36 protein-coding genes are annotated in these 26,668 nt (G+C 34.8%); 20 read left to right on the top strand and 16 right to left on the bottom strand.

Annotated features, from left to right (window positions below):
* Entirely contained in the window at positions 1-693 is a 693-nt protein-coding gene (mtnN, locus tag U9966_RS02595) for a 5'-methylthioadenosine/S-adenosylhomocysteine nucleosidase (protein WP_306346665.1), read from the bottom strand.
* Between the two features lie 239 nt (positions 694-932).
* On the opposite strand from mtnN, the gene rbsD reads away from it, so the two are divergent.
* The 11 genes from rbsD (at position 933) to dtd (ending at position 8,110) form a co-directional block, all read left to right on the top strand.
* A complete protein-coding gene (gene rbsD, locus U9966_RS02590; RefSeq protein ID WP_306346666.1) occupies positions 933-1,352 on the top strand; it encodes a D-ribose pyranase in 420 nt (139 codons plus the stop codon).
* Positions 1,353-1,373: 21 nt separating this feature from the next.
* Positions 1,374-2,297, top strand: a complete 924-nt coding sequence (gene rbsK, locus U9966_RS02585; RefSeq protein WP_306346667.1) for a ribokinase — start codon at positions 1,374-1,376, stop codon at positions 2,295-2,297.
* Between the two features lie 149 nt (positions 2,298-2,446).
* Entirely contained in the window at positions 2,447-3,016 is a 570-nt protein-coding gene (locus U9966_RS02580) for an SMI1/KNR4 family protein (protein WP_306346668.1), read from the top strand.
* Between the two features lie 165 nt (positions 3,017-3,181).
* Positions 3,182-3,535: a DUF6678 family protein gene (locus U9966_RS02575; RefSeq protein ID WP_306346669.1), complete on the top strand. Its 354-nt coding sequence runs from the start codon at positions 3,182-3,184 to the stop codon at positions 3,533-3,535.
* Between the two features lie 137 nt (positions 3,536-3,672).
* The gene (locus U9966_RS02570) at positions 3,673-4,230 is read left to right on the top strand and encodes a hypothetical protein (RefSeq protein ID WP_306346670.1); all 558 of its coding nucleotides are present in this window, start codon (positions 3,673-3,675) and stop codon (positions 4,228-4,230) included.
* A 148-nt stretch (positions 4,231-4,378) separates the two neighbouring features.
* A complete protein-coding gene (locus U9966_RS02565) occupies positions 4,379-5,605 on the top strand; it encodes an ATP-binding protein (RefSeq protein ID WP_306346671.1) in 1,227 nt (408 codons plus the stop codon).
* Between the two features lie 91 nt (positions 5,606-5,696).
* Positions 5,697-6,170 carry a DUF1203 domain-containing protein gene (locus U9966_RS02560; protein WP_306346672.1) on the top strand — a complete coding sequence of 158 codons (474 nt, stop codon included), beginning with the start codon at positions 5,697-5,699 and terminating at the stop codon, positions 6,168-6,170.
* Between the two features lie 39 nt (positions 6,171-6,209).
* Entirely contained in the window at positions 6,210-6,542 is a 333-nt protein-coding gene (locus U9966_RS02555) for a hypothetical protein (protein WP_306346673.1), read from the top strand.
* An 18-nt stretch (positions 6,543-6,560) separates the two neighbouring features.
* On the top strand, positions 6,561-6,767 hold the full coding sequence (locus U9966_RS02550; protein WP_475737352.1) for a chondroitinase family polysaccharide lyase: 207 nt from the start codon (positions 6,561-6,563) through the stop codon (positions 6,765-6,767).
* A 63-nt stretch (positions 6,768-6,830) separates the two neighbouring features.
* A complete protein-coding gene (locus U9966_RS02545) occupies positions 6,831-7,679 on the top strand; it encodes a virulence factor BrkB family protein (protein WP_306346674.1) in 849 nt (282 codons plus the stop codon).
* Positions 7,676-8,110: a D-aminoacyl-tRNA deacylase gene (dtd, locus tag U9966_RS02540; RefSeq protein ID WP_211597216.1), complete on the top strand. Its 435-nt coding sequence runs from the start codon at positions 7,676-7,678 to the stop codon at positions 8,108-8,110. Before U9966_RS02545 ends, dtd begins: the two co-directional genes overlap by 4 nt.
* A gap of 58 nt (positions 8,111-8,168) precedes the next feature.
* On the opposite strand, the gene recG is transcribed toward dtd, so the two are convergent.
* Positions 8,169-10,262 carry an ATP-dependent DNA helicase RecG gene (recG, locus tag U9966_RS02535; protein ID WP_306346675.1) on the bottom strand — a complete coding sequence of 698 codons (2,094 nt, stop codon included), beginning with the start codon at positions 10,260-10,262 and terminating at the stop codon, positions 8,169-8,171.
* Positions 10,263-10,603: 341 nt separating this feature from the next.
* Between recG and U9966_RS02530 the strand changes: the two genes are divergently transcribed.
* Entirely contained in the window at positions 10,604-11,659 is a 1,056-nt protein-coding gene (locus U9966_RS02530) for a YadA-like family protein (RefSeq protein WP_306346676.1), read from the top strand.
* Positions 11,660-11,722: 63 nt separating this feature from the next.
* On the opposite strand, the gene U9966_RS02525 is transcribed toward U9966_RS02530, so the two are convergent.
* Positions 11,723-12,115: a YchJ family protein gene (locus U9966_RS02525; protein ID WP_306346677.1), complete on the bottom strand. Its 393-nt coding sequence runs from the start codon at positions 12,113-12,115 to the stop codon at positions 11,723-11,725.
* A gap of 116 nt (positions 12,116-12,231) precedes the next feature.
* Here U9966_RS02525 and prfA point away from each other — a divergent pair, with 116 nt between their 5' ends.
* Both prfA and U9966_RS02515 read left to right on the top strand, forming a co-directional pair.
* Positions 12,232-13,308 carry a peptide chain release factor 1 gene (gene prfA, locus U9966_RS02520; protein ID WP_306346678.1) on the top strand — a complete coding sequence of 359 codons (1,077 nt, stop codon included), beginning with the start codon at positions 12,232-12,234 and terminating at the stop codon, positions 13,306-13,308.
* A 24-nt stretch (positions 13,309-13,332) separates the two neighbouring features.
* Complete coding sequence (locus U9966_RS02515) at positions 13,333-13,845, top strand: DUF2569 domain-containing protein (RefSeq protein ID WP_211598689.1); 513 nt, start codon at positions 13,333-13,335, stop codon at positions 13,843-13,845.
* Between the two features lie 411 nt (positions 13,846-14,256).
* On the opposite strand, the gene rpmG is transcribed toward U9966_RS02515, so the two are convergent.
* From rpmG to radC, 3 genes are all read right to left on the bottom strand, one after another.
* Complete coding sequence (gene rpmG, locus U9966_RS02510; RefSeq protein WP_090921417.1) at positions 14,257-14,427, bottom strand: 50S ribosomal protein L33; 171 nt, start codon at positions 14,425-14,427, stop codon at positions 14,257-14,259.
* An 11-nt stretch (positions 14,428-14,438) separates the two neighbouring features.
* Positions 14,439-14,675, bottom strand: coding sequence for a 50S ribosomal protein L28 (rpmB, locus tag U9966_RS02505; protein WP_211598691.1), 237 nt, complete (start codon positions 14,673-14,675; stop codon positions 14,439-14,441).
* Positions 14,676-14,842: 167 nt separating this feature from the next.
* Positions 14,843-15,511: a RadC family protein gene (gene radC, locus U9966_RS02500; RefSeq protein WP_211598693.1), complete on the bottom strand. Its 669-nt coding sequence runs from the start codon at positions 15,509-15,511 to the stop codon at positions 14,843-14,845.
* 172 nt (positions 15,512-15,683) lie between these two features.
* On the opposite strand from radC, the gene coaBC reads away from it, so the two are divergent.
* The 5 genes from coaBC to crp all read left to right on the top strand — a co-directional run bounded on the left by coaBC (position 15,684) and on the right by crp (position 18,926).
* A complete protein-coding gene (coaBC, locus tag U9966_RS02495; protein WP_306346679.1) occupies positions 15,684-16,889 on the top strand; it encodes a bifunctional phosphopantothenoylcysteine decarboxylase/phosphopantothenate--cysteine ligase CoaBC in 1,206 nt (401 codons plus the stop codon).
* A complete protein-coding gene (dut, locus tag U9966_RS02490) occupies positions 16,889-17,344 on the top strand; it encodes a dUTP diphosphatase (RefSeq protein ID WP_306346680.1) in 456 nt (151 codons plus the stop codon). The genes coaBC and dut overlap by 1 nt, the downstream gene beginning before the upstream one ends.
* Before the next feature lie 9 nt (positions 17,345-17,353).
* Positions 17,354-17,965 (top strand): nucleoid occlusion factor SlmA, encoded by a 612-nt coding sequence (gene slmA, locus U9966_RS02485; RefSeq protein WP_211598699.1) that lies wholly within the window; start codon positions 17,354-17,356, stop codon positions 17,963-17,965.
* Positions 17,966-17,972: 7 nt separating this feature from the next.
* Positions 17,973-18,191: a YheU family protein gene (locus tag U9966_RS02480; protein WP_306346681.1), complete on the top strand. Its 219-nt coding sequence runs from the start codon at positions 17,973-17,975 to the stop codon at positions 18,189-18,191.
* 69 nt (positions 18,192-18,260) lie between these two features.
* The gene (gene crp / locus U9966_RS02475) at positions 18,261-18,926 is read left to right on the top strand and encodes a cAMP-activated global transcriptional regulator CRP (RefSeq protein ID WP_306346682.1); all 666 of its coding nucleotides are present in this window, start codon (positions 18,261-18,263) and stop codon (positions 18,924-18,926) included.
* 93 nt (positions 18,927-19,019) lie between these two features.
* On the opposite strand, the gene rplS is transcribed toward crp, so the two are convergent.
* Genes rplS through rpsP form a run of 4 tightly spaced genes read right to left on the bottom strand, consistent with a single transcriptional unit; the run spans position 19,020 to position 21,007 of the window.
* Complete coding sequence (gene rplS, locus U9966_RS02470) at positions 19,020-19,373, bottom strand: 50S ribosomal protein L19 (RefSeq protein ID WP_090921372.1); 354 nt, start codon at positions 19,371-19,373, stop codon at positions 19,020-19,022.
* Positions 19,374-19,410: 37 nt separating this feature from the next.
* Positions 19,411-20,163, bottom strand: a complete 753-nt coding sequence (gene trmD, locus U9966_RS02465) for a tRNA (guanosine(37)-N1)-methyltransferase TrmD (protein WP_306346683.1) — start codon at positions 20,161-20,163, stop codon at positions 19,411-19,413.
* Between the two features lie 37 nt (positions 20,164-20,200).
* Positions 20,201-20,728 (bottom strand): ribosome maturation factor RimM, encoded by a 528-nt coding sequence (rimM, locus tag U9966_RS02460; RefSeq protein ID WP_306346684.1) that lies wholly within the window; start codon positions 20,726-20,728, stop codon positions 20,201-20,203.
* A gap of 30 nt (positions 20,729-20,758) precedes the next feature.
* On the bottom strand, positions 20,759-21,007 hold the full coding sequence (rpsP, locus tag U9966_RS02455; protein ID WP_115316374.1) for a 30S ribosomal protein S16: 249 nt from the start codon (positions 21,005-21,007) through the stop codon (positions 20,759-20,761).
* A gap of 583 nt (positions 21,008-21,590) precedes the next feature.
* Between rpsP and glpT the strand changes: the two genes are divergently transcribed.
* Positions 21,591-22,973: a glycerol-3-phosphate transporter gene (glpT, locus tag U9966_RS02450; protein WP_306346685.1), complete on the top strand. Its 1,383-nt coding sequence runs from the start codon at positions 21,591-21,593 to the stop codon at positions 22,971-22,973.
* A gap of 553 nt (positions 22,974-23,526) precedes the next feature.
* Here the strand turns inward: glpT and rplQ are convergent.
* The 6 genes from rplQ to rpmJ form a co-directional block, all read right to left on the bottom strand.
* Positions 23,527-23,910, bottom strand: coding sequence for a 50S ribosomal protein L17 (gene rplQ, locus U9966_RS02445; protein ID WP_306346686.1), 384 nt, complete (start codon positions 23,908-23,910; stop codon positions 23,527-23,529).
* A 34-nt stretch (positions 23,911-23,944) separates the two neighbouring features.
* Positions 23,945-24,934: a DNA-directed RNA polymerase subunit alpha gene (locus tag U9966_RS02440; protein ID WP_306346687.1), complete on the bottom strand. Its 990-nt coding sequence runs from the start codon at positions 24,932-24,934 to the stop codon at positions 23,945-23,947.
* A 35-nt stretch (positions 24,935-24,969) separates the two neighbouring features.
* Entirely contained in the window at positions 24,970-25,596 is a 627-nt protein-coding gene (rpsD, locus tag U9966_RS02435) for a 30S ribosomal protein S4 (RefSeq protein WP_306346688.1), read from the bottom strand.
* A 28-nt stretch (positions 25,597-25,624) separates the two neighbouring features.
* On the bottom strand, positions 25,625-26,014 hold the full coding sequence (rpsK, locus tag U9966_RS02430) for a 30S ribosomal protein S11 (RefSeq protein ID WP_306346689.1): 390 nt from the start codon (positions 26,012-26,014) through the stop codon (positions 25,625-25,627).
* 15 nt (positions 26,015-26,029) lie between these two features.
* Positions 26,030-26,386 carry a 30S ribosomal protein S13 gene (rpsM, locus tag U9966_RS02425; RefSeq protein WP_115316074.1) on the bottom strand — a complete coding sequence of 119 codons (357 nt, stop codon included), beginning with the start codon at positions 26,384-26,386 and terminating at the stop codon, positions 26,030-26,032.
* A gap of 145 nt (positions 26,387-26,531) precedes the next feature.
* On the bottom strand, positions 26,532-26,645 hold the full coding sequence (gene rpmJ / locus U9966_RS02420) for a 50S ribosomal protein L36 (RefSeq protein ID WP_090920061.1): 114 nt from the start codon (positions 26,643-26,645) through the stop codon (positions 26,532-26,534).
* Between the last annotated feature and the right edge of the window lie 23 nt (positions 26,646-26,668).

Raw genomic sequence — 26,668 nt, 5'->3', positions numbered from 1 at the left:
TTAACCTAAGTGTTCAATCATCTTTAATACAATTGCAGAGGATTTTTGTGCAGCAAGGGGTAAAAATTCATCAAAAGATAAATGGGACTCTTTATCCGCCACATCTGAAATCGCTCGAACAACGACAAAAGGCACACCAAAAGCGTGACAAACTTGAGCAATAGCCGCTGCTTCCATTTCAACCGCCACCACTTGCGGAAAATTTTTGCAAATTTTTGTGATCATCTCACCGCTATTCACAAATAAATCGCCACTACAAATCAACCCTGAAACAGCATTTTCACCTAGTTGTTGTGTCAAAGAAAAAGCTAATTCAGCGAGTTCTTTATCTGCCACAAATCCAGCTGGATTGGCAGGAAGTTGCCCTATTTCATAGCCAAAAGCCGTCACATCAACATCGTGATAGCGAGCTTCTGTTGAGATAACAATATCTCCCACATTTAAGTTTTTATCCAATCCACCCGCTGAACCTGTATTGATCACATAATCAGGTTTAGTTAATTGCAAAAAGAGAGCGGTGCCCATTGCAGCCGCCGTTTTTCCAATACCTGATTGTAGTAATGCTACCTCTTTATTATTAATTTTTCCTTCAAAAATTTTACAGCCTGCAATTTCAGTTATTTTTAAATCTTGTAGGGTATTTTTCAAAATCTCTACTTCTTGTGCCATTGCACCAATAATGCCTAGTTTCATTGTTTGTCCTTTGTATTTTTATTGATTGTATTCTATCCTTAAAACTAAAAACCTTAAAGAATTTATTATCTTGAAATTATAAAACAAGCGGTTACATTTGTTTAATTTTTTGCAAATTGCAGTAAAAGTTTGATCTCCATAGCAAATAACTAAAATAGATTTTTACATTTAAGATAAATTTATATAGTATTTTTTAATTACATTTATTCTTACCGCTTATGGACAATAGGAGTGTTCCAATGAAAAAAACATCATTACTTAATGCCCCTCTTTCACAACTGATTGCAAAAATAGGGCATACTGATGGAATAACACTTTGTGATGCAGGATTACCCATTCCTGAAAAAGTAAATCGCATTGATCTTGCTATAACCAAAGGCATTCCAAGTTTTTTAGATCTCTTTAATGCAACCATTACAGAACTATTTGTTGAACGGGTTTTACTCGCAGAAGAAATACAAAAGATAAACCCAAGCATACATTCAATGATTTTAGAGAAACTCTCAGAATTAGAAAAACAGCAGGGTAACCAAATTCAAATTGACTATGTTTCTCACGAACAATTCAAACAAAAAGCGAATGAAAGTAAGGGGATTGTGCGTTCAGGTGAATGTTCACCTTATGCCAATATAATTTTATATTCTGGTGTTCCATTTTAAGAAAATATGAAGGAAGTAATTATGTCAAAACCTCATTTAGTTGTTTTAGGCAGTATTAATGTCGATCACGTTATTTATGCAGAACGCTTTCCTCAAGCAGGGGAAACCTTGTTTGGTAAAAAATATCAACTGGCTTATGGAGGAAAAGGTGCTAATCAAGCAGTTGCAGCCGCTCGTTTAGGTGCCAATGTTGATTTTATCGGTTGTATTGGGAATGATGCAATTGGTCACGAAATGAAAACGGCTTTTGAAAAAGATAACATCAATACTCAACATATTTTTGAGATCTCACAAGAAACCACTGGTGTTGCAATGATCCAAGTCACCGACAGTGGTGAAAATAGTATTGTGATCTCAGCAGGAGCAAATGCTCACCTCACGACTGAAAAATTAGCTAGCTGTAAAGACACACTTTCGCAAGCTGAAATGTTATTAATGCAACTTGAAACTCCTTTAGAAACGATTATTAACGCCACTCAAATAGCCTATCAAAATGGTGTTAAAGTGGTATTAAACCCAGCTCCAGCAAGAACATTACCTGATGAATTATTACAACATCTCTTTATGATTACCCCAAATGAAACTGAAGCGGAATTATTAACAGGCATTAAGGTAACCGATGAACAATCGTCTCAACAAGCCGCTCAAGTATTTCATCAAAAAGGCATTAAATATGTGCTGATAACCTTAGGTTCTAAGGGCGTTTATTGTAGTCATCAAAATCAAGGTGAAATTATCAAAGGGTTTAAAGTGAATGCAATTGATACCACCGCCGCTGGGGATACCTTTAACGGTGCATTATTAACTGCATTACTCGAACAAGAATCAATGACAGAAGCGATCACTTTTGCTCACGCAGCCGCTGCCCTTTCAGTGACTAAGAAAGGAGCACAATCTTCCATTCCTAGTCGAGAAGATGTGATGAAATTTTTACAATCTCAATGATTGTAAAATAAGATAATAGGGCAAACACTTAACTGAAAGTGTCGATTATTTGGTGCATAACCGAAAAATATTGTATATTTATCTGCAACAGCGTTAAAACTTACTTGTTATGTGTCATTCGGAGCAACTAACTTAAAAGAAAGGAAAAAATGAAAGAAAAATATAAAGATTTTTGGATGGATTGTGAATGGGCAGAGAAAGAATATGTTTCTAAACCCGTTACAGAAGAATTAGTTGTTGAGATTGAGAAGGAATTAGGTTATAAACTTCCGTTATCTTATATTGAATTAATGAAAATTCAAAATGGAGGAATCCCAAATAGAGCTTGCTATCCAACAACAGAAGCAACAAGTTGGGCAGAAGACCATATAGCGATAACAGGTATGTTTGGAATAGGTAAAGAAAAAAATTCATCACTTTGTGGGGAATATGGGAGTGAATTTTGGAGTAAAGAATGGGGGTATCCTAAAATAGGTGTTTATATATGTGATTGCCCTTCGGCAGGTCACGATATGATTGCATTAGACTATACAGAATGTGGTAGTCAAGGAGAACCCAAAGTTGTTCATATTGATCAAGAACACAATTATAAAGTTACATTTTTAGCAGAAAGTTTTGAAGAATTTATACAGAATCTTAAAAGTGATGAAGAATTTGAGAACAATGATAGTGACGAAAATAGTGGTTCAATATCTGAATCGTTTAGTGATGATTTTTAATAAAAAATGAACACATAAGTTCTTATGCTATTGCGGATTAGGTTCTTAAACGAAAGTTTAGGTTATTTAATAAAGTTTGGTGCATAACCAAAAAAATCGTATATTTATCCACAACAGCGTAAACACCTTGTCATTAAGAAATTTCATAAAGAAGAATTAAAATAAATGAATACACCGTTTGATAAAATTTTAAAAGTAATAGAATTGTATGAACAAGAACCTTTTAAAGTTAAATTCAGAATACAGACTAAACCAAATGTTGAAGAATATAAACATTATGTAAAAGGTAGTCATTGGAACGAGTGGATAAGTAATCCAACTAGCGAATATATAGATTTTGGTTTAGAACCAACGCCATACAAAGCGATAAAGCAAATACAAATAAATCCTATTGAAGAAAAAGAAATAGGAAAATTAATGCCAAGTAAATTAATCAATCACACAAAATCAGTTTGCAAATTTCTAACGGAATTAAAAATTAATTATGAAATTGAAGATGTTTTAATATGTATAAAATAAAAACGAACACATAAAGAGAAATATAAACACAATAGTGTTTATTCTTTATATTTGGAGTATAAATGCTATTGTGTTTGTACAATCGTTACCTACTATTAAAGCGAACGAAATTTAAAAACTAAATAAGGAAAAATATTATGTATATTACAGCAACATTAAATGCAAAATTGCAACCAATGCACCGACACGAATTAGAAGACATCATAAATGAAATTTTTGAACAACAAAATATTAAAGCAGAAATTACAGGCGGCGGAACAGGGCAAGAAACAAATGGTGAAATTGCTTATTGTGATATGGAAATTAAGCTAAATGAAAAAGAGTTTAATGAAGAAATTATTGATATAATTGAATTTGTCCTTGCACCCAAAGGTTCAAAAATAACAATCTATCCTGAAAATGAAACAGATGAACCCAAAGTAATTCCATTTGGAAAACACGAAGGATTAGGGTTGTATTTAAGTAATGATTTAGATGATAAAATATATGAAGAATGCGATGTGAATGTAGTTTATAAGGAAATTGATAAACTTTTAGAAGAGAAAGAAGCTGGTCGTATTGAAAGTTATTGGGAAGGAGAAGAAACCTCTTTCTATCTTTATGGTAAAAGTTTTGATGAAATGCACAAAATTATTCTTCCATTTTTAAAAAAATATCCATTATGTAAAAAATGCCGAATAGTGAAAATTGCATAATTTGTGAAATAAAGAAAACTGAAAACAGCAGATAACACAGTTTTATATCCAATCAAAGAAAATCATTGCAAAAAAGTCATAGAAGAAATAAAATAGCAAAACCTGTAATTTCTGCAAGTTTTGCTATTTTATTTTATATCTTTGTCTTATGAAAAATTATACTAATAGAAAAGAATACATAGATAAATTACTGTCTTATAAGGATAAAGACCTCATAAAGGTAGTGAGTGGATTGCGTAGATCTGGGAAATCAACACTTTTGGAATTGTATCGTGAACAATTGCTTAAGTGTGGTACTGGAAAACGACAAATTCAGTTTTATAATTTTGAACTGCCCGAGAATTTTGTAGGAAAGAATTGGGACGATATTTATTTTGATATAAAAAAGAAGTTACAAGCAGATAAACAGAATTATATTTTTCTAGATGAAGTACAAAATATTCCGTCATTTGAAAAATTAGTCGATGGGCTTTTTGCTACTAAAAATGTAGATGTTTATATCACAGGTTCAAATGCTTTTTTATTATCAAGCGAATTGGCAACGTTGTTAAGTGGTCGATATATTGAAATCTCAATTTTACCCTTTTCTTTCAATGAATATCTAATCGCAAGAAATATTGACACAAATAACAAATATTTGAATTACGAAGCGTTGTTTTTCGATTATGTAAATGAAACATCTTTACCCAAAGGTGTAGAGTTACGAGAGTTGGGATTTGATAAAATTTACGAATATTTGGAAGCAATTTATACAACTATTGTAGAAAAAGATATTACACAACGACATCAGATAAATGACAAACGAGCATTTGCAAATATCGTTAAATTTATGGCTACAAATGTTGGCAATGCTGTTTCGCCAAACAATATTTCAAATATGTTAAAACAAGATGGGCAAAGCATACATCGAGATACGGTTGAAAAATATTTGAGATATTTGACAGGAAGTTTTGTGTTTTATAAAGTCAACCGTTTTGACTTAAAGGGAAGAAAACAATTAGCAACACAAGAAAAATATTACTTGGTAGATATGGGCTTTATCAATATTTTACAAGGTAAAGAACGTACGACTGACAGAGGACATATTTTGGAAAATGTTGTTTACTTGGAATTACTTCGTAGAGGTAATAAAATATGGACAGGCACAAGTCGAAATAGTGAAGTGGATTTTGTTTGTAAGACCAAAACAGGCGATATAGAATATTATCAAGTTGCTTGGCAGATGAACAGTGAAAATACCATAGAACGAGAGTTTGGAGCATTGGAAAAAATAAAAGACAATTATCCGAAATATTTGCTTACAACAGATGGATTTACCCAAAATAGAAACGGAGTAAGGCATTTGAATGTATTTGATTGGTTGTTGGGGAAATAATAACTGGCTATGATACGCTATTACGATTGCATATATTGATTTTTGCAATATGAAATACAAGTTCTAAATCAAATTAAAAGGTAATAAAATTATGCGTGTAAACTTTAAAATTTCAGCTATTGAAAACAACTTTAATCATTTATTCGATTTAAGTAAAGAAGAATTAGCTTCACAAGGAGCTATAAAAATGATTGTAGACAATAAACCAGGTTACCCTTGTCGAGTAAGTCTTGAAGATGCGGAAATAGGAGAAGAAGTAATTTTACTACCGTTCCAGCATCATAAAACAGCATCCCCCTATCAAGCAAGCGAACCAATATTTGTGAGAAAAAATGTAAAAAGAGCAGATATTGGCATCAACAAAATACCGAAAATGCTATTACATAGACTTTTATCTCTAAGAATTTATGATAATCAAGGTATGATGATTAACGCAAGGACAATCGAAGGCATTAAGCTTGAAAATGAGATAGAAAATATTTTCAAAGACAATTCTGCTAAATACATTCAAATTCACAACTCAAGTCCAGGCTGTTATAACTGTCAAGTTAATAGAATAAAATAATAACGTGGCGTAATACGACAATATTTTCCATTATGGAGAATGTGTCGGGTTACGCTAAGGCTAACCCGACCTACAAAATCTTTTCAGAAAATAAAGTCAAAAAAGCGTGTAAATTCTTATAAAGAGGTTGCCTTTATCGGTGTTTTGGTTGATTATTTAAACCACAATCCACAAGATGAAAAAATCAGGAAAAAGGTCAATAAAACTATAAAATTAACTTATGAAAGTTTGTGCAATAGCACATTAAAGGTTGATAATCGTGGTTATACATTTAGAAAATTTTCACGAAAAGGTGTTTTTAGTATTGAGTTTTTGACCGAAGCTAACCAAAAACGACTGCTCTATATCGTTGGTAAGGAATTATCAAATTAGCGAGCCTTTCGGCAATATATTACAAGATTTATGTCGGTTTACACCGTTGGCACGGAAAACAGCTTAAAGCCTGATAGCAGTGGCTATCATCATCACAATAATTATGAGCTATATATGTACGCTTATAAAAATTTGATTGATATTTTAATGCTGTTAGAAAATACCGATTTTCAAGTGGATAAGTCTGCTTATTTGGTGTTTCGTGATGCGATTATGCACCATTAATTTGCAAAAAAGTAAACTAATCATACCGCTTACGTTATAATAAAGTAAGTGATAGGAGAATTTATGCAACAATTTTTATTATTTATTAAAGTTTTTAAATTACGTTTTATTGAAAATAAGTTAACAATGGCTGCAGGGCATTTAACCTATAATACAATGCTTGCCATTGTGCCATTAATTATGGTGATGTTCTCTATTTTTGCGGCATTTCCTATTTTTAATGAAGTGACGGGTGAATTAAAAGCCTTTATTTACAATAACTTTGCTCCAAGCATAGGAGATGTAGTACAAACCCATCTTGATAATTTTGTCAATAATTCTCGTAAAATGAGTGCTGTAGGTACAATGGTATTAATTGCGATTGCACTGCTACTGATTTCAAATATTGATAATACCTTGAATGCAATGTGGCACAAAACTCAAAAACGTCGTTGGCTGATTTCTTTTGCTATTTACTGGATGATTTTGACACTAGGACCATTACTTGTTGGTGTAAGTATTTCGGTAAGTACTTACATACTTTCTTTAGAAATTTTAAATCCAGAAGGAATGCTCGCGGTAAGTACCCCATTCCTTTCTCTGGTTCCATTTTTTATAACTTGGTTGTTGTTTACTTTAGTTTATACCATTGTGCCTAATACTACCGTGTTGTTTAGGCACGCTGCTATCGGAGCATTATTGGCTGCCATTTTTTTCACTCTTGGTAAACAAGTCTTTATTTGGTACATCACCACCTTTCCATCCTATCAAGCTATTTATGGTGCTTTAGCCGTATTGCCCATAATGATAGTATGGATTCATTTAAGTTGGTTGGTTGTGTTAATTGGTGCTCAAGTTTCAGCAGTATTTAAGGATATAATGCTGATTAACGTGGGTGTTTTAGAGATTGAAAATAATGAGGAATTAAAATGATTGCATTAATTCAACGAGTAAAATGGGCAAAAGTCGAAATAAACGAGCAAACCGTAGGTCAAATTGAAAGTGGTTTATTAGTTTTATTAGGTGTCGAAAAAGAGGATGACCAAACGAAAGCAGATCGATTGTTGGATAAAGTATTAGGTTATCGTATCTTTGAAGATGAACAGGGAAAAATGAATTTAAACGTACAACAAGCAAATGGGCATTTACTTATCGTTTCACAATTTACGCTTGCGGCAGATACTCAAAAAGGATTACGACCAAGTTTTTCTAAAGGTGCAAATCCCGTTGATGCAGAAGCGTTGTATGACTACTTCTCACAACAAGCAAAAAGCAAAATAAACACTCAGACAGGAAAGTTTGGCGGGGATATGCAAGTCAGCCTCCAAAACGATGGACCTGTCACTTTCTGGTTACAAGTTTAGGTTTAGAAGCGGTAGGATTATTTTCATTTTTTGCAAATTTTGAATAACATCGTACCGCTTAAGCATTGCCATACGTAGTACGATTATCAAGCCAGCGATCAATGAGCTGTTGAGCAATAGCAGGATCTTGTAAAATAAGTTGTTTTGCATAATGTTGCACTAACGGAATCATTTTACGATCTCGCATTAAATTAGCAATTTTAAATTCTGCCATTCCTGTTTGTTTCGTACCCAATACTTCACCCGGCCCTCTGATTTCAAGATCTTTTTCAGCAATAAGAAAACCGTCTTGGCTATCTCTTAATACTTGCAAACGTTTTTTAGAAATTTTACCTAGTGGCGGTTTGTACATTAGCACACAGTGAGAAGCGGTTGCCCCACGACCGACACGCCCACGCAACTGATGAAGTTGCGCTAAACCTAAACGCTCTGAGTTTTCAATAATCATTAAACTGGCATTTGGCACATCAACCCCTACTTCAATTACCGTTGTCGCCACCAATAAATCTAAATTTGCTTGCTTAAACTCCATCATAATGGCTTGTTTTTCTTGGGGTTTCATTCGACCGTGAACTAAACCAATACGTAAATCAGGCAAGGCTCGGCTTAAATCTTCGGCGATAGATTCAGCCGCCTGTGCTTCTAACACTTCGGATTCATCAATCAAAGTACACACCCAGTAAGCCTGACGTTTTTCATTTTTACAGGCTTGATAAACACGCTGAACAATTTCCGCTCGGCGATCTTCGGAAATTGCCACTGTGGTAATCGGGGTTCTACCTGGCGGAAGTTCATCAATAATGGAGGTATCTAAATCCGCATAAACGGTCATCGCTAAGGTTCGAGGAATGGGGGTTGCTGTCATAATTAGCTGATGTGGGTAGATATTTTCGCCGTTAATCATTTTGGTGCCTTTTTCTCGCAAAGTTAACCGTTGATGTACTCCAAAACGGTGCTGTTCATCGATAATCACAAGGCTAAGATCCGCAAATTCCACTTCATCTTGAAACAGAGCGTGGGTACCCACAATCATTTGTACTTTGTTATTTTTAATCGCTTCCAGTTGTACTTTGCGAGCTTTTCCCTTCACTTTTCCAGCAAGCCACCCCACTTCAATGCCAAAAGGATTGAGCCAATTTGCAAAATTGATGGCGTGCTGTTCTGCTAGAATTTCAGTCGGTGCCATTAACGCAACCTGTTTGCTATTATCAATCGCCAATAATGCCGCCAATGCTGCGACTAAGGTTTTACCTGATCCCACATCGCCTTGTACTAATCGCATCATCGGTTGGGGTTTCGCCAAATCTTGCTCGATTTCTTGGGTAACTCGGCTCTGTGCATTGGTCGGCGAGAAAGGTAGGCTTGCTAAAAAACGCTGTTTGAGATCACTTTGATAATGTAAACTTTCCGCTAAATGTTGTTTTGCCCCCACTTTCAGCTGCTGCATTGCTAAGTTGTGTGCCAATAATTCCTCAAAAATTAAGCGTTTTTGAGCAGGGTGCTGTCCTTTTTCTAGCTCTTCGGCAGAAATGCTTGGCGGTGGACGGTGTAACAATTTTAAGGCTTCTTTTAAACTGTATTGATGAGGATTAAATTGGTCAGGCAATAATTCAGATACCTTGACACGATCCAATAATACTAATGCTTGATCCGTTAATTTCCGCAACGCATTTTGTTTTAATCCTTCGGTGGTGGAATAAACAGGGGTTAAACTTTCAGCGAGTACAACAGGTCGATTATTATAAATAATTTGATATTCAGGATGATGAATTTCCGCCATAAAACGTCCACGTTTTACTTCCCCAAAGGCTTTTACCCTTGCCCCAACCGTAAAACTATTTTTCATTCCCATATTAAAATTAAAGAATTTCAATGCGATTTTGCTGGTGCTATCGGAAATAACCACATTCAACATTCTGCGTCGCCCAAACTGAATTTCAGCTAACTGAACATAGCCTTCAACCGTCACATAACTTTCAGGGCGTGCGTCACAAATTGGTGTAATGCGAGTACGATCTTCATAGCGAAACGGCAAATGAAATAACAAATCCTGCAAGTTGTTAATTCCAATTTTACTCAACCGCTCCGCAATTTTTACGCCAACACCTGCCAATGCAGTTAAAGGTACACCGTCTAATAATTCATTATTCATTTTGTAAATTCTTATAAAGATCTGACCGCTTTAGTTTATTCGATTTTAAGGAAAATAACGAAAATAAGAAAGTAATAATCTTAAAAAGATGATTATAATTTAAATATTATGAAGTTTTAATAGGATAAAAATTAATAAAAAATGTCTATATATAGATTAAAGTGTACAAAAAATATAACATTGGACAAAAAAATAGCACAAAATTTAAATTATTAAATAATTTCACAGTATTTAGTATAAAAATACAAAATATAGATATATAATCGCCAGCCTATTTTATAGCATTGGGCTATAAAATATATGGAATCGTTTTTTAGCGAAATTTATGTAAGGATACATATATGACAAAAATAAATAAACTTTCATTAGTTATACTAATGAGTTTCTCTCTCTCAAATACCTCTTTTGCAGTTGAAGCAGCCAAACCAAATATTGCATTAAATATCTCAAATATTATTTATCATACTGCAAATATTCCAGCCACTTTATACCGTCATAAAGAAACAATCGGGGAACTATTAAAAGGTGATATCATTAATCCTAATAGTGGTTTCATCGGTGGAATATTTGGTTTAGGAGCAAGTCTTGCAAATGGGAAAATTAGTAAAGTGATAAAGTTATCTTCTGATTTAGGAAAAGAAGTAACAAGTATTATTGATAATGCTGCTCAAATTAGAAATATTTCAGAAGAGAGCCTTCCTGGTGCATTTATCAATACTATTTATAATATACCTAATGAAGTAGTAAAAGCAACAAATAATATACTTGAAAAAACAGCAGATACTGTTGTTGAAAGAAGTTCAAATTATAAAGAAGCAAAAGAAACAATCGCTAAAAACAAAAAGGAAATTGAGCAAGATAAGAAGCAAATCGAAATTATAGGAAAAAATAATCAAGGTTTGCAAAAAGAAGTAAAAAATATAACTCAAAAAGTGAATGATTATGGAGTAGAAATCAATCAAGTTAAAGAAAAAACAAAACTTGTTGAGAAAAGTACTCGTGATGTACTAGAAAATGTAAGAGGTACACAGCAATTGCTCTCTACAAATACAAATCAAATAATACAAAGTACGAATCTTATTAGAAATAATACTAATGAAATTAACCATATTAAAACTGATCTAAATAACCGTTACAATCAAGTAAATAATAAAGTGAAGCATAATCGTAATACCAGTAGTAGAGGTATTGCAAGTGTTGCTGCTATGTCAAATATCCCTCTTCCTGCTATTGTAGGGAAAACGACTGTTGGTATTGGTATGGGTCATTATGATCAGAAAACAGCACTTGCAGCAGGTGTAGGACGTTATTATGAAAATGGAACCGCAATGAAACTTTCAATAGGCTTAGCTGGCTCACAATTATCAGTAGGTGGCGGTGTTTCTTACTCATTCTAAATAATATTGTATTTATTTAAAATTTTATACCTCTTAGGACTATTTTTAGTGTTAAGAGGTTTTTTATACATTCGGATCCACAAAATACCATTTATTCCCTTTATAAATAAAAAGCGATAATTCGTGGTGTTCTGCTATTTTTTGCTCAGTTTTGAAATAAGCCTTAAATTCTACCGTTGCTCTGTTTTTAGCAAACGTAGGATTATGCGCCACAATCTCTAAACCACACCATTTAGTCATTTTAGCCCATTGTTCCATTGCGGATTTATCTAAGTGTTTTTGCTGACTTGGTAGGGTGGTTTCTACAATATAATTAATATTGATCAGCGTATAAGCACTGTAACGTGAACGCATTAGCTGTTCGGCGGTGAGTGGTGTTGCGATGTGTTGATGAAAAGGTTCGCAACATTCGGCGTAACTTTTGTTTGATTGACAAGGGCAAGGTTTATGATTCATTTTCGATTTTATCCACAGTAAAAAGTAATATTATACAAGCAATTTAGGTGATTTTCCGTTACAATAAGCGGTCATTTTTATATTAAATTTTACAAAAAATAGCTGAAAATAAAATTATGAAACAATCAATTATTACAAAATTAGAAAGCCTAACGGAACGTTATGAAGAATTACAAGCTTTGTTAGGTGATGCGGGTATTATCAGTGATCAAGACAAGTTTCGAACCTATTCAAAAGAATATTCACAGCTTGAAGATGTGGTTAAAACTTTTTCTCAATGGCAACAATTACAAGAAAATATTGAAGAAGCAAAAATCTTGTTAAACGATCCAACAATGAAAGAAATGGCGGAAGAAGAAATTGCCGAAAGCGAAGCACAAATTCCTGAACTTGAACAGCAACTGCAAATTCTATTATTACCAAAAGATCCAAATGATGAATATAATTGTTACTTAGAGATCCGTGCAGGAACGGGTGGCGATGAAGCAGGGATTTTTGCGGGGGATTTATACCGTATGTATTCTCGCTACGCAGAAAACCAACGCTGGCGTGTCGAAGAAATGTCGGCAAGTGAAAGTGAGCAAGGCGGATATAAAGAAATCATTGTGAAAATCAGTGGCGATAGCGTTTACGGTAAGTTGAAATTTGAGTCAGGCGGTCATCGTGTGCAACGTGTACCAAAAACCGAATCGCAAGGACGAATTCATACTTCGGCTTGTACAATTGCGGTTATGCCTGAGTTACCTGAATCAGAATTGCCAGAAATCAATCCATCTGATTTGAAAATTGATACTTTCCGTGCGTCGGGGGCAGGTGGTCAGCACGTTAATACCACCGATTCTGCGGTGCGTATTACTCACTTACCAACAGGTATCGTGGTTGAGTGTCAAGACGAACGTTCACAGCACAAAAACAAAGCCAAAGCAATGTCGGTGCTTGCCTCTCGTATCGTTCAAGCTGAGCAAGAACGTCAAGCTGCACAACAAGCAGACACTCGCCGTAACCTGTTAGGTTCAGGGGATCGCAGTGATAAAATCCGTACTTATAACTACCCACAAGGACGAGTAACGGATCATCGTATCAACTTGACGTTATACCGTTTAGATGAAGTAATGAATGGCAAAATGGAAGAGTTAATCCAGCCGATTATTACTGAATATCAAGCGGATCAGTTAGCGGCATTGTCGGAATAATTACTTTCAATAAAGAAGGAATATATGTCTTTAGAAGTTAAGAAAAAGAGAACACAAGAGATTGGTGGCTGGTTAGTTTTATTAGGAATAACCATTATTCTTAGCTTTCTTAAAATAATTTATTTTATTTCACAAAATCTTTACCCTTTTCTAAATGACGGTTATTTAGAGTTATTTACATCTACAAACTCTGAATATTATATTCCTTACTTTATGCCTTTATTTATTTTTGAATTAACTTTTAATATTATATTTCTACTTTTGTGGTTTTATGTATGTGCTTTATTTTTTTCAAAAAATTATAAATTTCCAAAGTATTATATTTATATATTACTAGCTAACTTAGGATTTGTTACTTCAGATACTTTTTTAAGTTTTTCTGTTATGAATGGTTTTATGCCTAATAGTGAATTTTTTGATAAAGAAACTATAACACCTATTATCAAGCTAATTATTAGTTGTGCTATATGGATTCCATACCTTAAGTACTCAAAAAGGGTAAAAAATACCTTTGTAGAAAAGAAACCTATTGAATAAATAACTCTGTGTTTGAAAACTAATTATTACAAGCGGTCACTTTATTCACCCAATTTGCAAATTTTTGAATAAATCCTACCGCTTATTTTTTATAAAAATCAATAGATTACATTATTAATGTAGGGGCGTGATTAGCAAACTTGTTTGCGTATATCCGCCCGTTGCTCGATATAAAAATTATCACAAAACATTATTAGGCATCAATATAGCGGGTAGATCAAATCGAAAATTTACACATTTAATATTTTACATATAGACAGGGCTTGCCCTGTCTATACAATATATTTATACATCAATGGGTGGTTATATTAAAAAATGAATGAAATTCGCTTAAACAGAAAATCTTATCATCCTAATGCCATAAAAAAACCCAGCAAAAGCTGGGTTTTAAATTTTGATATATAAAGCAAATTATTTGATTTTTGCTTCTTTATACATAACGTGTTTACGCACAACAGGATCATATTTTTTGATCTCCATTTTACCTGGCATATTACGTTTGTTTTTATCAGTAGTGTAGAAGTGACCTGTTTCAGCACTAGACACTAATTTAATTTTTTCACGATTACCTTTAGCTGCCATTGTTTAGCTCCTTAGATTTTTTCGCCACGAGCACGAATATCAGCTAAAACTGCATCGATGCCTTTTTTATCAATAATACGCATACCTTTCGCTGTTAAGCGTAAAGTTACGAAACGTTTTTCACTTTCAACCCAAAAACGGTGAGAGTGAAGATTAGGTAAGAAACGACGGCGAGTCGCATTCATTGCGTGTGAGCGGTTATTCCCCACTGCAGGACGCTTGCCTGTTACTTGACAGACTCTAGACATTGTTATTCTCCAATAATTTGCTTAAGCTTAAGTTAAATGGTTCGGGTATCAAAAACATATTAATTATGCTTTTGTTACCTCGTCAGGCATATACCCAATCCACCGACTACTATAAAGACTGGCGATTATACTTTGTTTATTTACTGCATTCAAGTATTGTTCATCTTTTAGGTTAATTTTTCCTCTTCAAAAGAAAAATAACTTCCTTTTCCAATAATAATATGATCAAGAAAGCGAATATCAACTAATTCACAGGCCATTTCAATTTTATTCGTAAGAATTCTGTCTGATTCACTTGGCGTGCAATTACCTGATGGATGATTGTGTGCAACAATAATGGCAGCGGAGTTACATTTTAACGCTTCTTTAATTATTTCACGAGGATGAACACTTGCTTGATTAATTGTGCCATAAAACATTTTTTCAGCTTTAATCACTTGATGTTGATTATCTAAAAAAATAACCATAAAAATTTCTCTCTCACTCTCTTCTAATTCAGATTGAAAATACATTACTGCAAGATAAGGTTCACTAATCACTTCTGTAAATTTAATTTTTTGGTTGAGATAACGTTTTGTCATCTCTTTTGTTGCTTGAAGTTGAATAAATTGCGTTTGTCCTAAGCCTTTAATTTCACAAAATTCTGTTAAATTTGCAGTAAGTAATCCTCTCAAAGAACCAAATTTATTTAGTACATTTTCTGAAAGTTGCATCACGGGTAATCCTTTAATGCCAGTACGTAAAAAAATGGCAAGAAGCTCACTATCTGTTAATGTTTCAGCACCAAATTTTAGAAGTTTCTCTCGTGGCATCAATGGTTCTAGTAACTTAGTCATTATTATCCTATTAAAATGGAACAAATAAAAAAATAATAATCTGAGTAATAAATAGATACAAAAAAGAAAATATAATCTTTCGATCAAGATCGCAAAAATAAACTATTGTGAGTAACTCCTTATTTTCGTAGAATACTCACTCTGACGTTTGTTTAAATAGGTAAATAGCTTAATGTTGAAATCAAAGAAAATTGTTGTAGGAATAACGGGTGGTATTGCTGCTTACAAAACAATAGAACTTATTCGTTTACTTAAAAAAGCCAATGCTGAAGTTCGTGTTGTATTAACCTCTGCAGCAGAGACTTTTGTGACGCCATTAACTTTACAAGCAATTTCAGGTAATACTGTGGCAACGTCATTATTAGATCCACAAGCTGAATTGGCAATGGGGCATATTGAATTAGCAAAATGGGCTGATGCGATTGTTATAGCCCCCACAACGGCAGATTTTATGGCTCGTTTACGAATTGGAATGGGTAATGATTTGCTTTCTACACTCTGTTTGGCAACCACTGCTCCTATTTTTATTGCTCCAGCAATGAATCAGCAGATGTATAAGCGGTCAGTTGTTCAACAAAATTTACAAAATTTAATCCACGAACAAGGTGTTTATTGCATTGGTCCAAATAAGGGTGAACAAGCTTGTGGGGATAATGGCTTTGGGCGAATGTCAGAGCCTACTGAAATTTATTATCACCTTGAACAATTTTTTACAAAGAAACAAGATTTACAACACTTAACTATTACAATTACGGCAGGCCCCACCCGAGAGCCAATTGATCCAGTACGTTATATTAGTAATCATAGCTCTGGTAAAATGGGGTTTTCCATTGCAAAAGTGTTTGCAGATCGGGGAGCGACAGTTACTCTAATTTCAGGATCTGTAAATTTGAATACTCCTGATAATGTGCAACGAATAAATGTCATTTCTGCAATAGAAATGGAAAAAGAAGCAATTACGTTTGCTCAACAAAGTGATATATTTATTGGTTGTGCTGCTGTTGCTGATTATCGAGTAGCAGAGGTAGCGACACAAAAAATCAAAAAAACAGATAAAAATAATGAAATAACCCTCAAGTTAATCAAAAATCCTGATATTATTTCAAATGTTGCTAACCTTAAAGAAAATAGACCTTTTGTCGTCGGTTTTGCTGCAGAAACGCAAGATGTTGAGCATTATGCAAAAAGTAAATTAGAACGTAAAAATTTGGATTTAATTTGTGCAAATGATGTTTCAAATGGACAAGTTTTTAATAGCGATCAAAATAGCTTGCATTTATTTTGGCAAAAAAATGATAAAATCTTACCGCTTACCGATAAATTAATATTAGCAGAACGATTAGTGGATGAAATAATAAGTATATATAAGGAAAAGTAGTGAAACAGATTGATTTAAAAGTGTTAGATAAACGTATTGGAACAGAATTTCCATTACCGAGCTATGCAACTGAAGGTTCCGCAGGACTTGATTTACGTGCGTTAATTGAAGAAAAAATGATTGTTGAAGCGGGGCAAACAGTGTTAATTCCAACAGGAATTTCTATTTATGTCGCAGATCCTAATTTGGCAGCAGTCATTTTACCTCGTTCAGGATTAGGGCATAAAAATGGCATTGTATTGGGAAACTTAGTTGGGTTGGTTGATTCAGACTATCAAGGTCCTTTGATGGTGTCTTTGTGGAATAGAAGTAATCAACCATTTACCGTTGAAATAGGTGATCGTATTGCACAATTAGTCTTTGTTCCTGTTGTTCAAGCCAGTTTTAATGTAGTAGAAGAATTTAATCAAACAGAGCGTGGTGAAGGTGGCTTTGGTCATTCAGGAAAACAATAGGATGTTATTATGATAGAACCAATAATAAAAATGCCTAAAAAATCAGTAAAAGAACGTCAACAACAAGTTTTAGAAGTTTTATTAACATTATTAAACTCTGAGGAAGGAATGCAGCGTATAACAACAGATCGCCTTTCCAAAGCTGTAGGTGTGTCTGAAGGGGCTTTATATCGCTATTATCCAAGTAAAACTAAAATGTTTGAAGCATTATTAGATAGTATTGAAGCTGCATTAATCAGTCAAATCAAAACTGTTATCCAGAGAGAAGAGAGTACACTATCACGGATTAAAGTAATTCTTTACACCATATTAGAATTTGCTCGAAAAAATCCAGGCGTAACACGTATTTTAACAGGACACGCATTGATGTTTGAAGATGATTTACTGAAAATGCGAGTAGCCAAATTTTTTGATGGTTTAGAATTACAATTTACAAATATTCTACAAATGAGAAAATTACGAGAAGGGCGTGCTTTTGACACCGATATTAGAATACTTTCTGTTTTTCTTATTAATTTTTGTGAAGGGCAATTTTTACGCTTAGTTCGTTCAAATTTTCGCTATGATCAATTCCAAAACTTTGAGAAACAATGGCGATTAATTAAACCTCTTTTTGAGTGAGAAATCAATGATAATTCCTTGGAAAAGTATTCCCTCAGAGACTTTAGATAATATTTTAGAATCCTTCATTATGCGAGAAGGGACAGATTATGGTGAAGTTGAACGTTCAATGGAAGAAAAAAAAGAACGTTTATTACAATTAATTTATTCCGAGCAAGCTGTTATTGTATGGTCTGAATTACATCAAAGTTTAGATATTAAAGATCGCCAATCTTTTTTAGGTTAAAATATAATGGCTGTGTTAGACTAACCCATATAATATTTTTGTTTTATTCAACCAATAGAGACATTATTTATGCAAGATATTTCACTTGTTATACCTCAACCAGTTCCAATAAAACCATCAGATGTTTCAACGTTGGAGTGGTTTTTAACTTATTGTCACGTACATCGTTATCCTTCAAAAACAACGTTAATTCACGCAGGTGAAAAAGCAGACACACTTTATTACATCGTTAGTGGTTCAGTTTCTGTTTTTGTAAAAGATGAAGAAGGCAAAGAGATGATTTTATCTAACCTATGCGAAGGTGAATTTGTTGGTGAAATCAGTCTATTTGAAGAGGATATCTCTAGACGAACCGCATCGGTTAAAACAAGAGGAGCTTGTGAAATTGCTGAAATTCCTTATACAAAATTCAAACAATTAATTCATTTAAATCCAGATATTTTGATGTATCTTTCTGCTCAGATGGCTCGTCGTTTACGCCAAACCTCTATGCAAGCAAGTAATCTTGCCTTTTTAGATGTAACAGGGCGTATTGCTCAAACACTAATGAGTTTAACAAGACAGCCAGATGCAATGACTCACCCCGATGGAATGCAAATTAAAATTACCCGTCAGGAGATTGGGCAAATGGTCGGCTGTTCACGTGAAACTGTTGGACGAATACTGAAAATGTTAGAAAATGATGGATTGATCTCAGCGCACGGTAAAACTGTTGTGGTTTATGGTTCGAGATAGTTTATGAAATAATCTTTGGATTATAGAGAGTAAAGATAGAAAAAAGGCTTGGGAAATCCCAAGCCTTTTGTTTTCTGCATTATTAAGCAAAAATTATTTTTTACCCAAACGCTCTTTGATACGTGCAGAACGACCACTACGCTCACGTAAGTAGTAGATTTTCGCTTGACGTACATCACCTTTACGTTTAACAGCAATGCTGTCAATTACAGGTGAGTGAGTTTGGAATACACGTTCAACACCTACGCCATTTGAGATTTTGCGTAGTGTGAATGCTGAATGCAAGCCACGGTTACGAATTGCAATAACCACGCCTTCGAACGCTTGCAGACGGCTTTTACTACCTTCTTTAACCCATACCTTAACTTCTAAAGTGTCACCAGGACGGAAGCTTGGTAAGTCTTTCTTTAACTGTTCTTCTTCAATTTGTTTAATGATGTTACTCATAATAATAAACCTTATATAATTCTAGAAATAACTGAATCTATGTATAACGCTGTTTAATTTTCTTTAACAACGTCGCTTGTTCGTCAGTCAGAGCTAGATCGTCTAATAGCTCAGGGCGTCTTAACCACGTTCGTTCAAGGGATTGTTCTAATCGCCATTTACGAATATTTTCGTGATGTCCAGACATCAACACATCGGGTACCGGTTTACCATCTAGCACTTCAGGGCGAGTGTAATGTGGACAATCTAATAGTCCTGTCGCAAAAGAATCTTCTTCTGCGGAGGCTTGTTTGCCTAATACTCCTGGAACAAATCTTGCAACAGCATCAATCAATGTCATTGCAGGCAGTTCGCCCCCTGTTAAAACGTAATCTCCAATCGACCATTCCTCATCAACTTCTGCTTGAATTAAGCGTTCATCAATGCCTTCATAACGACCACACACCAAAATCATTTTTTGATTTGTGGCTAAGGTTTTAACACCTTGCTGATCAAGTTTACGTCCTTGCGGTGAAAGGTAAATGACCTTTACTTCCGCATTTTCATCTTCGCTTAATGCGGCTTGTTTCGCTGCGTGAATAGCATCTCGCAACGGTTGCACCATCATTAACATACCCGGTCCACCGCCATAAGGGCGATCATCAACGGTATTATGCTTATCAAAGGTAAAATCACGAGGATTCCAACATTGAATTTGCAGAAGATTGTGCTTTACGGCTCTTCCTGTTACGCCATATTCCGTAATTGCTTGAAACATTTCAGGAAATAAGCTAATAATTCCTATCCACATAAAAAGCTCTTTTGATTACGGTTATGCATACCTGAGGTTAGAAACCTGCGTCCCATTCCACTTCAATTGTTTTAGTGGTGAGATCGACTCTTTTAACTACTTGTTCGTATAAAAACGGAATTAACCGCTCTTGCTTTTTGAAAGCATCTTTACTTTTTGCTTTAACGACTAAAACATCATTTGAACCTGTTTCCATAATCTCGGTTACTGTACCCATTTGGTAGTTATCCGTATTAACAACTTCACAACCAATTAAATCGTGCCAATAAAAATCGTCTTCCTCTAATTGAGGGAAGACACTTAAATCCACACCGATTTCCGCATTTGTCAGTAACTGAGCAGATTCACGCTCATCTGTGCCTTTTAATTTTACAATTAAATCATTTTTATGATAACGCCAGCTTTCAAGTTCGACTGGTTTCCATTGATCTTTAACTTTTAAAAACCAAGGTTGATAGTCAAAAATACTTTCTTGTTGTTCTGTCGATGAATAAAGGCGTAACCAGCCACGGATACCATAGGTTGATCCTAATTTCCCCACTACTGTCATTTTTTGTTCGCTCATATTATCCACCTACATAATTTAAATTGTGAATTAAGCGTCTTTACGTGCTTCTTTCACTAAGGTCGCAACACGAGTAGAAAGTGAAGCACCCTTAGCAACCCACGCATCAACACCTTCAAGGTTCACGCGTAAACGCTCTGCTTGACCTGCTGCCATTGGGTTGAAAAATCCTAAACGCTCGATGAAACGACCGTCACGTGCACAACGGCTGTCCGCTGCAACGATTTGATAAAATGGGCGTTTTTTAGAACCGCCACGAGATAAACGAATGGTTACCATAACCTTCCTCTAAATAATTGATAGTAAAAAGAAACCCTCGTTCGAGGTGAGGGCGTGTATTTTGTTTGTCTAAAAAATAGAAAACAAGCGATGGAATTATAATGATTTTTTGCAAAAAAGCAAGAAAGATATCAGCACTAAACTTAGTTACACGCAGGAAAAATCATACTTTAATGGAATAACCTTGATTTATGATCAAATATTCCCTTTTATAAAGAAAAAGTCATATTTAAGTCATTTTTGTTCAAGTATTCTTTTACTTCACTTGATTATATAAGGAATATAAATGTTAACATTTTACACAAAAAACCATTAACGAAAAAAATTAGAGTAAAAATAATCTCTTATCAAACATTTTTATTTATAAAATAAGCGATATCAATCATATTTTTATAAAAATAATCGATCAAGATCACACTTTTAACAAAAACTGATTGTTATTAACATTAAAATTTTTACAATGTACCAACAATTTCTAGATTCTTATTAGCAGTTTTATCTTTGTAAAATTTACAAAAAATCCAACCGCTTTCAGAAATAATTTGATTATAAAAAACGTAAACTTAACTATGGAGAATTCATTATGATCGGTTTCTTAAAACCTGCACCGCATAAAGAACAGTTGCCAAAAGAACAAATTGACCCAACGTATCGTAAATTACGTTGGCAAGTCTTTATGGGTATTTTCTTTGGATATGCGGCATATTATTTTGTGCGTAAAAACTTCGCCTTAGCGATGCCAGGTATGATTGCCGAAGGGTGGTCAAAAGCTGACTTAGGTTATGCTTTGGCATTTGTTTCTATTGCTTACGGTATTTCTAAATTCCTTATGGGATCAGTATCTGACCGTTCTAATACACGTGTTTTCTTACCTCTTGGTCTTTTCCTTTCTGGATTGATTATGCTCTCAATGGGACTTTTCCCTTGGGCAACCAGTAGTGTAACAGTATTAGCGATTTTACTTTTCTTAAATGGTTGGTTCCAAGGTATGGGCTGGCCGCCTTGTGGTCGTACAATGGTTCACTGGTGGTCTAAAAAAGAACGTGGCACCATTGTTTCTATTTGGAATACCGCACATAACTTAGGGGGTGCAGTACCTGCATTGTTACTAATGTTAGCATCAAGTGTTTATGCTTATACTCATAATATCGATCGTGATTCTGTACAATCTATTATGGTTTGGCGTGAAGCACTTTACTATCCAGGTATTGCTGCAATTATTGCTTCTTTTGTTATTTTCTTTATTATGCGCGATACTCCGCAATCTTGTGGCTTACCGCCAATCGAAGAATACAAAAATGATTACCCAGATGACTACAACCCAGAAACTTATGAAAAAGAATTAACGGCAAAACAAATCTTTGTTGAGTACGTATTCAAAAATAAATTGTTATGGTACATCGCAATCGCTAATGTATTTGTTTATTTAATTCGCTACGGTGTATTAGACTGGGCACCAACTTATTTAAAAGAAGTGCGTCATTTTGGTATCGATAAATCATCTATTACTTACGCATTATATGAAATTGCCGCAATTCCAGGTACTTTATTCTGTGGTTGGGTGTCAGATAAAGTTTTCCAAGGTAAACGTGGTTTAACTGGTTTCATCTTTATGGTGGCAGTTACAATCGCATTATATGTTTACTGGCAAACCACTTCACAAGACCTTGCGATGATTATGATGGTTGTGTTAGGTTTCTTAATCTATGGTCCTGTAATGTTAATCGGCTTACACGCATTAGAATTAGCCCCTAAAAAAGCAGCAGGTACAGCCGCAGGCTTCACTGGTTTATTCGGTTACTTAGGTGGATCAGTAGCAGCAAGTGCAATCATTGGTTGGACTGTTCAAAACAACGGTTGGGACAGCGGTTTCTATGTAATGTTGGGCGGTAGTGCATTAGCCTGTGTATTATTATTCTTAACAATGATTCAAGAAGCAAAACATAAAAAGGCAATGGAAGGTTAGTTTTTAAAATAACACCAAAATAAAACAAGTCCTTAGTACTCTTATACTAAGGACTTTTATTGTTAGGGTATATTCTCAATTCAAACAGCTCACTATTAATAGATAAAAAACTTATTACACCAATGATTTATAAAGATACTATGATTAGCACTTTCTTTGAGGCGTAGTTTGAAAAAAGTTTATTACCTACATTAAAAACCAAATCAGTCATTATTATCGATAAAGCACGATACCCTATAAAAGTCTTACAAGAATTCGCCCCAAATTTGGGCATATAATTTTACCTTTATCTCCTTATTCTCCTGAATTAAACCCTATTGAGAGAAATTGAGGAAATATTAAACGATATTTACGTAAGGTACTACCTAAATTTAGTTGATTTTGGGAAAGCTTTATTGTCTTTAATTGAGTATAATTATGTCAGATTATAGTGCTTTTATCATAGTTAAGATTTAAAAAATATTTGCAACTTTGACACTATTATTTTCACTTTTTACAAAAAATAAAACCTAGCATATTACTATACTAGGTTTTAATTTCTAAACTAAATTATTTATTCAGCTGCTTCTTCTGCAACTTCTGGACGATCAACTAACTCAATGTAAGCCATTGGTGCGTTATCGCCTGCACGGAAACCACATTTCATAATACGAGTATAACCACCCGCACGTTCTTTAAAACGTGGACCTAATTCGTTAAATAATTTTGCCACAACATCTTTGTTGCGCGTACGAGCAAATGCTAAACGACGATTTGCTACGCTATCTACTTTTGATAAAGTAATTAATGGTTCAACTACTCGACGTAGCTCTTTCGCTTTAGGTACAGTTGTTTTAATAATCTCATGATTAACTAAAGAACCTGCCATATTACGAAACATCGCTTGGCGATGACTGCTATTACGATTTAGTTGACGGCCACTCTTACGATGACGCATACCTTATTCCTTCTAGAAATCTAATGTCTGAAAATCAGTCTTCAGCAATACTTGCTGGTGGCCAATTATCAAGACGCATACCCAGTGATAAACCACGAGAAGCAAGCACATCTTTAATCTCTGTAAGTGATTTTTTACCAAGATTAGGTGTTTTCAATAACTCTACTTCTGTACGTTGTACTAAATCACCGATATAGTGAATTGTCTCTGCTTTTAAGCAGTTAGCTGAACGAACTGTAAGTTCTAAATCATCAACAGGACGAAGAAGAACAGGATCAAATTCCGGTTTCTCTTCTTTTACTTCTGGTTGACGAACATCGCGTAAATCTACGAATGCAGCTAATTGCTCTGCTAAAATTGTTGCAGCTCGACGAATAGCCTCTTCAGGATCTAATGTTCCATTAGTCTCCATCTCAATAAGTAGCTTATCTAAATCTGTACGTTGTTCCACACGTGCTGCTTCCACATTGTAAGCAATACGGTCAACTGGACTAAAACGTGCATCAACTAATAAACGACCAATTGGACGATCATCACTTTGAGTGTGAATTCTCGCAGAAGCTGGTACATAACCTCGACCACGCTGTACTCGAATGCGCATACTAATAGACGCATTTTTATCTGTTAAATGACAGATCACGTGTTCAGGGTTAACTATTTCCACATCACCATCATGTGTAATGTCAGCTGCAATAACAGGGCCAATTCCAGACTTATTCAGTGTCAAAACAATATCATCTTTGTCTTGCACTTTTACCGCTAAACCTTTTAAATTTAGTAACACTTCAAGAATATCTTCCTGAACACCTTCTTTGCTGCTGTATTCATGTAATACACCATCAATCTCAACTTCTGTAACCGCACAACCTGGCATAGAAGAAAGTAATATACGACGAAGGGCATTCCCTAGTGTATGGCCAAAGCCACGTTCTAGTGGCTCTAATGTCACTTTTGCGTGAGTTGAACTAATTTGTTCAATGTTCACTAAGTGCGGTTTTAAAAATTCTGTCACAGAACCCTGCATTTTATCCTCTCTTTTCTTTTAAGCTTTATCAATTATTATTTAGAGTAAAGCTCAACGATCAGACTCTCATTAATATCTGCTGATAGATCTGAACGTTCAGGAGTACGTTTAAATACACCTTCCATTTTAGCCACTTCAACTTCTAACCAAGTTGGTTTTTCTCTTTGAGTAGCTAATTCTAATGATGCTTTAATTCGTGCTTGTTTCTTAGATTTCTCACGAACAGCGACCACATCATCAACAGAAACTTGATAAGAAGGAATGTTTACCACTCGACCATTTACCACAATAGATTTATGGCTAACTAACTGACGTGCTTCAGCACGAGTCGTAGCAAATCCCATACGATAAACAACGTTATCTAAACGACCTTCTAATAATACTAATAAGTTCTCACCGGTATTACCTTTTAAGCGATTAGCTTCTTTATAGTAATTACGGAACTGACGTTCTAAAATACCATAAATACGGCGAACTTTTTGTTTTTCACGTAACTGACTACCATAGTCAGATAAACGTGCTTTACGTGCACCATGTTGTCCAGGTGCTACATCAAGTCTATTTCTACATTTTGATTCAATCGTGCGAACGCCTGACTTTAAAAATAAATCAGTACCTTCACGACGGCTTAGCTTGAGCTTTGGACCCAAATATCTTGCCATTTTCTTTCTCCAATTATCCTAACGTCAATTAAACACGACGTTTTTTAGGTGGACGACAACCGTTATGAGGAATCGGAGTCACATCTACAATACTCGTGATACGAAATCCTGCTGCACTTAATGCACGGACTGTTGACTCACGACCTGGACCCGGACCTTTAACCATAACTTCCAAATTCTTCAGACCGAACTCTTTAACAATTTCAGCACAACGTTCAGCTGCAACTTGTGCTGCAAACGGCGTTGATTTACGAGAACCTCGGAAACCTGAACCACCAGCAGTAGCCCAAGCGAGAGCGTTACCTTGACGGTCAGTAATAGTTACGATTGTGTTATTGAAAGAGGCGTGGATATGTGCTACGCCATCTGCAATCTGTTTTTTTACACGTTTGCGTGTACGAACTGGTGTTTTAGCCATTATAATTTACTCCGACTATTTCTTGATCGGTTTACGTGGACCCTTACGAGTACGCGCATTTGTTTTAGTACGTTGTCCACGTACCGGTAAGCTACGACGATGGCGTAAACCTCTGTAACAACCTAAGTCTAAAAGACGTTTGATACTTAAAGTTACTTCACGGCGTAAATCACCTTCAACAGTAAATTTACCAACTTCTTCACGCAGTTTCTCAATCTGCTCTTCAGACAATTCTCTGATCTTAACGTCTTCAGCAATACCTGTTAAAGCACAAATCTCTTTTGCTCTAGTTTTGCCAATACCGTAAATAGCAGTTAATGCGATTACAGTGTGTTTTTGATCAGGAATGTTAATGCCTGCAATACGGGCCACTATGCACTCCTATTTTTTAAAATTAAAATTCATTGATACACTGATCTTGAAAAGCCCGTTTCAGGATACTCAAACAGTATATCAGGACGAAATGAGCTGAGTAGTATAACCACTCAGCTGGTTCTTTGCAAGAAATAATACTTAATTAACCTTGACGTTGTTTGTGTTTTGGTTCTGAACAAATTACTCGAACCACACCTGAACGTCTAACAATACGGCAATTACGGCATAATTTCTTAACTGAAGCACGAACTTTCATTGCTTATCCTTTTTCTATAAAGT

Source organism: Pasteurella atlantica (genome assembly GCF_963693435.1).
Taxonomy (GTDB): Bacteria; Pseudomonadota; Gammaproteobacteria; order Enterobacterales; family Pasteurellaceae; genus Phocoenobacter; species Phocoenobacter atlanticus.
The sequence above is the reverse complement of the archived record's forward strand: the minus strand, read 5'-3'. Positions and strand labels throughout refer to the sequence as shown.

Bases quoted from the DNA above. Each gene is read 5' to 3' on its own strand.
- mtnN (WP_306346665.1), bottom strand. From the start codon at position 693: ATGAAACTAGGCATTATTGGTGCAATGGCACAAGAAGTAGAGATTTTG.
- rbsD (WP_306346666.1), top strand. From the start codon at position 933: ATGAAAAAAACATCATTACTTAATGCCCCTCTTTCACAACTGATTGCA.
- rbsK (WP_306346667.1), top strand. From the start codon at position 1,374: ATGTCAAAACCTCATTTAGTTGTTTTAGGCAGTATTAATGTCGATCAC.
- U9966_RS02580 (WP_306346668.1), top strand. From the start codon at position 2,447: ATGAAAGAAAAATATAAAGATTTTTGGATGGATTGTGAATGGGCAGAG.
- U9966_RS02575 (WP_306346669.1), top strand. From the start codon at position 3,182: ATGAATACACCGTTTGATAAAATTTTAAAAGTAATAGAATTGTATGAA.
- U9966_RS02570 (WP_306346670.1), top strand. From the start codon at position 3,673: ATGTATATTACAGCAACATTAAATGCAAAATTGCAACCAATGCACCGA.
- U9966_RS02565 (WP_306346671.1), top strand. From the start codon at position 4,379: ATGAAAAATTATACTAATAGAAAAGAATACATAGATAAATTACTGTCT.
- U9966_RS02560 (WP_306346672.1), top strand. From the start codon at position 5,697: ATGCGTGTAAACTTTAAAATTTCAGCTATTGAAAACAACTTTAATCAT.
- U9966_RS02555 (WP_306346673.1), top strand. From the start codon at position 6,210: ATGTGTCGGGTTACGCTAAGGCTAACCCGACCTACAAAATCTTTTCAG.
- U9966_RS02545 (WP_306346674.1), top strand. From the start codon at position 6,831: ATGCAACAATTTTTATTATTTATTAAAGTTTTTAAATTACGTTTTATT.
- dtd (WP_211597216.1), top strand. From the start codon at position 7,676: ATGATTGCATTAATTCAACGAGTAAAATGGGCAAAAGTCGAAATAAAC.
- recG (WP_306346675.1), bottom strand. From the start codon at position 10,262: ATGAATAATGAATTATTAGACGGTGTACCTTTAACTGCATTGGCAGGT.
- U9966_RS02530 (WP_306346676.1), top strand. From the start codon at position 10,604: ATGACAAAAATAAATAAACTTTCATTAGTTATACTAATGAGTTTCTCT.
- U9966_RS02525 (WP_306346677.1), bottom strand. From the start codon at position 12,115: ATGAATCATAAACCTTGCCCTTGTCAATCAAACAAAAGTTACGCCGAA.
- prfA (WP_306346678.1), top strand. From the start codon at position 12,232: ATGAAACAATCAATTATTACAAAATTAGAAAGCCTAACGGAACGTTAT.
- U9966_RS02515 (WP_211598689.1), top strand. From the start codon at position 13,333: ATGTCTTTAGAAGTTAAGAAAAAGAGAACACAAGAGATTGGTGGCTGG.
- rpmG (WP_090921417.1), bottom strand. From the start codon at position 14,427: ATGGCAGCTAAAGGTAATCGTGAAAAAATTAAATTAGTGTCTAGTGCT.
- rpmB (WP_211598691.1), bottom strand. From the start codon at position 14,675: ATGTCTAGAGTCTGTCAAGTAACAGGCAAGCGTCCTGCAGTGGGGAAT.
- radC (WP_211598693.1), bottom strand. From the start codon at position 15,511: ATGACTAAGTTACTAGAACCATTGATGCCACGAGAGAAACTTCTAAAA.
- coaBC (WP_306346679.1), top strand. From the start codon at position 15,684: ATGTTGAAATCAAAGAAAATTGTTGTAGGAATAACGGGTGGTATTGCT.
- slmA (WP_211598699.1), top strand. From the start codon at position 17,354: ATGATAGAACCAATAATAAAAATGCCTAAAAAATCAGTAAAAGAACGT.
- U9966_RS02480 (WP_306346681.1), top strand. From the start codon at position 17,973: ATGATAATTCCTTGGAAAAGTATTCCCTCAGAGACTTTAGATAATATT.
- crp (WP_306346682.1), top strand. From the start codon at position 18,261: ATGCAAGATATTTCACTTGTTATACCTCAACCAGTTCCAATAAAACCA.
- rplS (WP_090921372.1), bottom strand. From the start codon at position 19,373: ATGAGTAACATCATTAAACAAATTGAAGAAGAACAGTTAAAGAAAGAC.
- trmD (WP_306346683.1), bottom strand. From the start codon at position 20,163: ATGTGGATAGGAATTATTAGCTTATTTCCTGAAATGTTTCAAGCAATT.
- rimM (WP_306346684.1), bottom strand. From the start codon at position 20,728: ATGAGCGAACAAAAAATGACAGTAGTGGGGAAATTAGGATCAACCTAT.
- rpsP (WP_115316374.1), bottom strand. From the start codon at position 21,007: ATGGTAACCATTCGTTTATCTCGTGGCGGTTCTAAAAAACGCCCATTT.
- glpT (WP_306346685.1), top strand. From the start codon at position 21,591: ATGATCGGTTTCTTAAAACCTGCACCGCATAAAGAACAGTTGCCAAAA.
- rplQ (WP_306346686.1), bottom strand. From the start codon at position 23,910: ATGCGTCATCGTAAGAGTGGCCGTCAACTAAATCGTAATAGCAGTCAT.
- U9966_RS02440 (WP_306346687.1), bottom strand. From the start codon at position 24,934: ATGCAGGGTTCTGTGACAGAATTTTTAAAACCGCACTTAGTGAACATT.
- rpsD (WP_306346688.1), bottom strand. From the start codon at position 25,596: ATGGCAAGATATTTGGGTCCAAAGCTCAAGCTAAGCCGTCGTGAAGGT.
- rpsK (WP_306346689.1), bottom strand. From the start codon at position 26,014: ATGGCTAAAACACCAGTTCGTACACGCAAACGTGTAAAAAAACAGATT.
- rpmJ (WP_090920061.1), bottom strand. From the start codon at position 26,645: ATGAAAGTTCGTGCTTCAGTTAAGAAATTATGCCGTAATTGCCGTATT.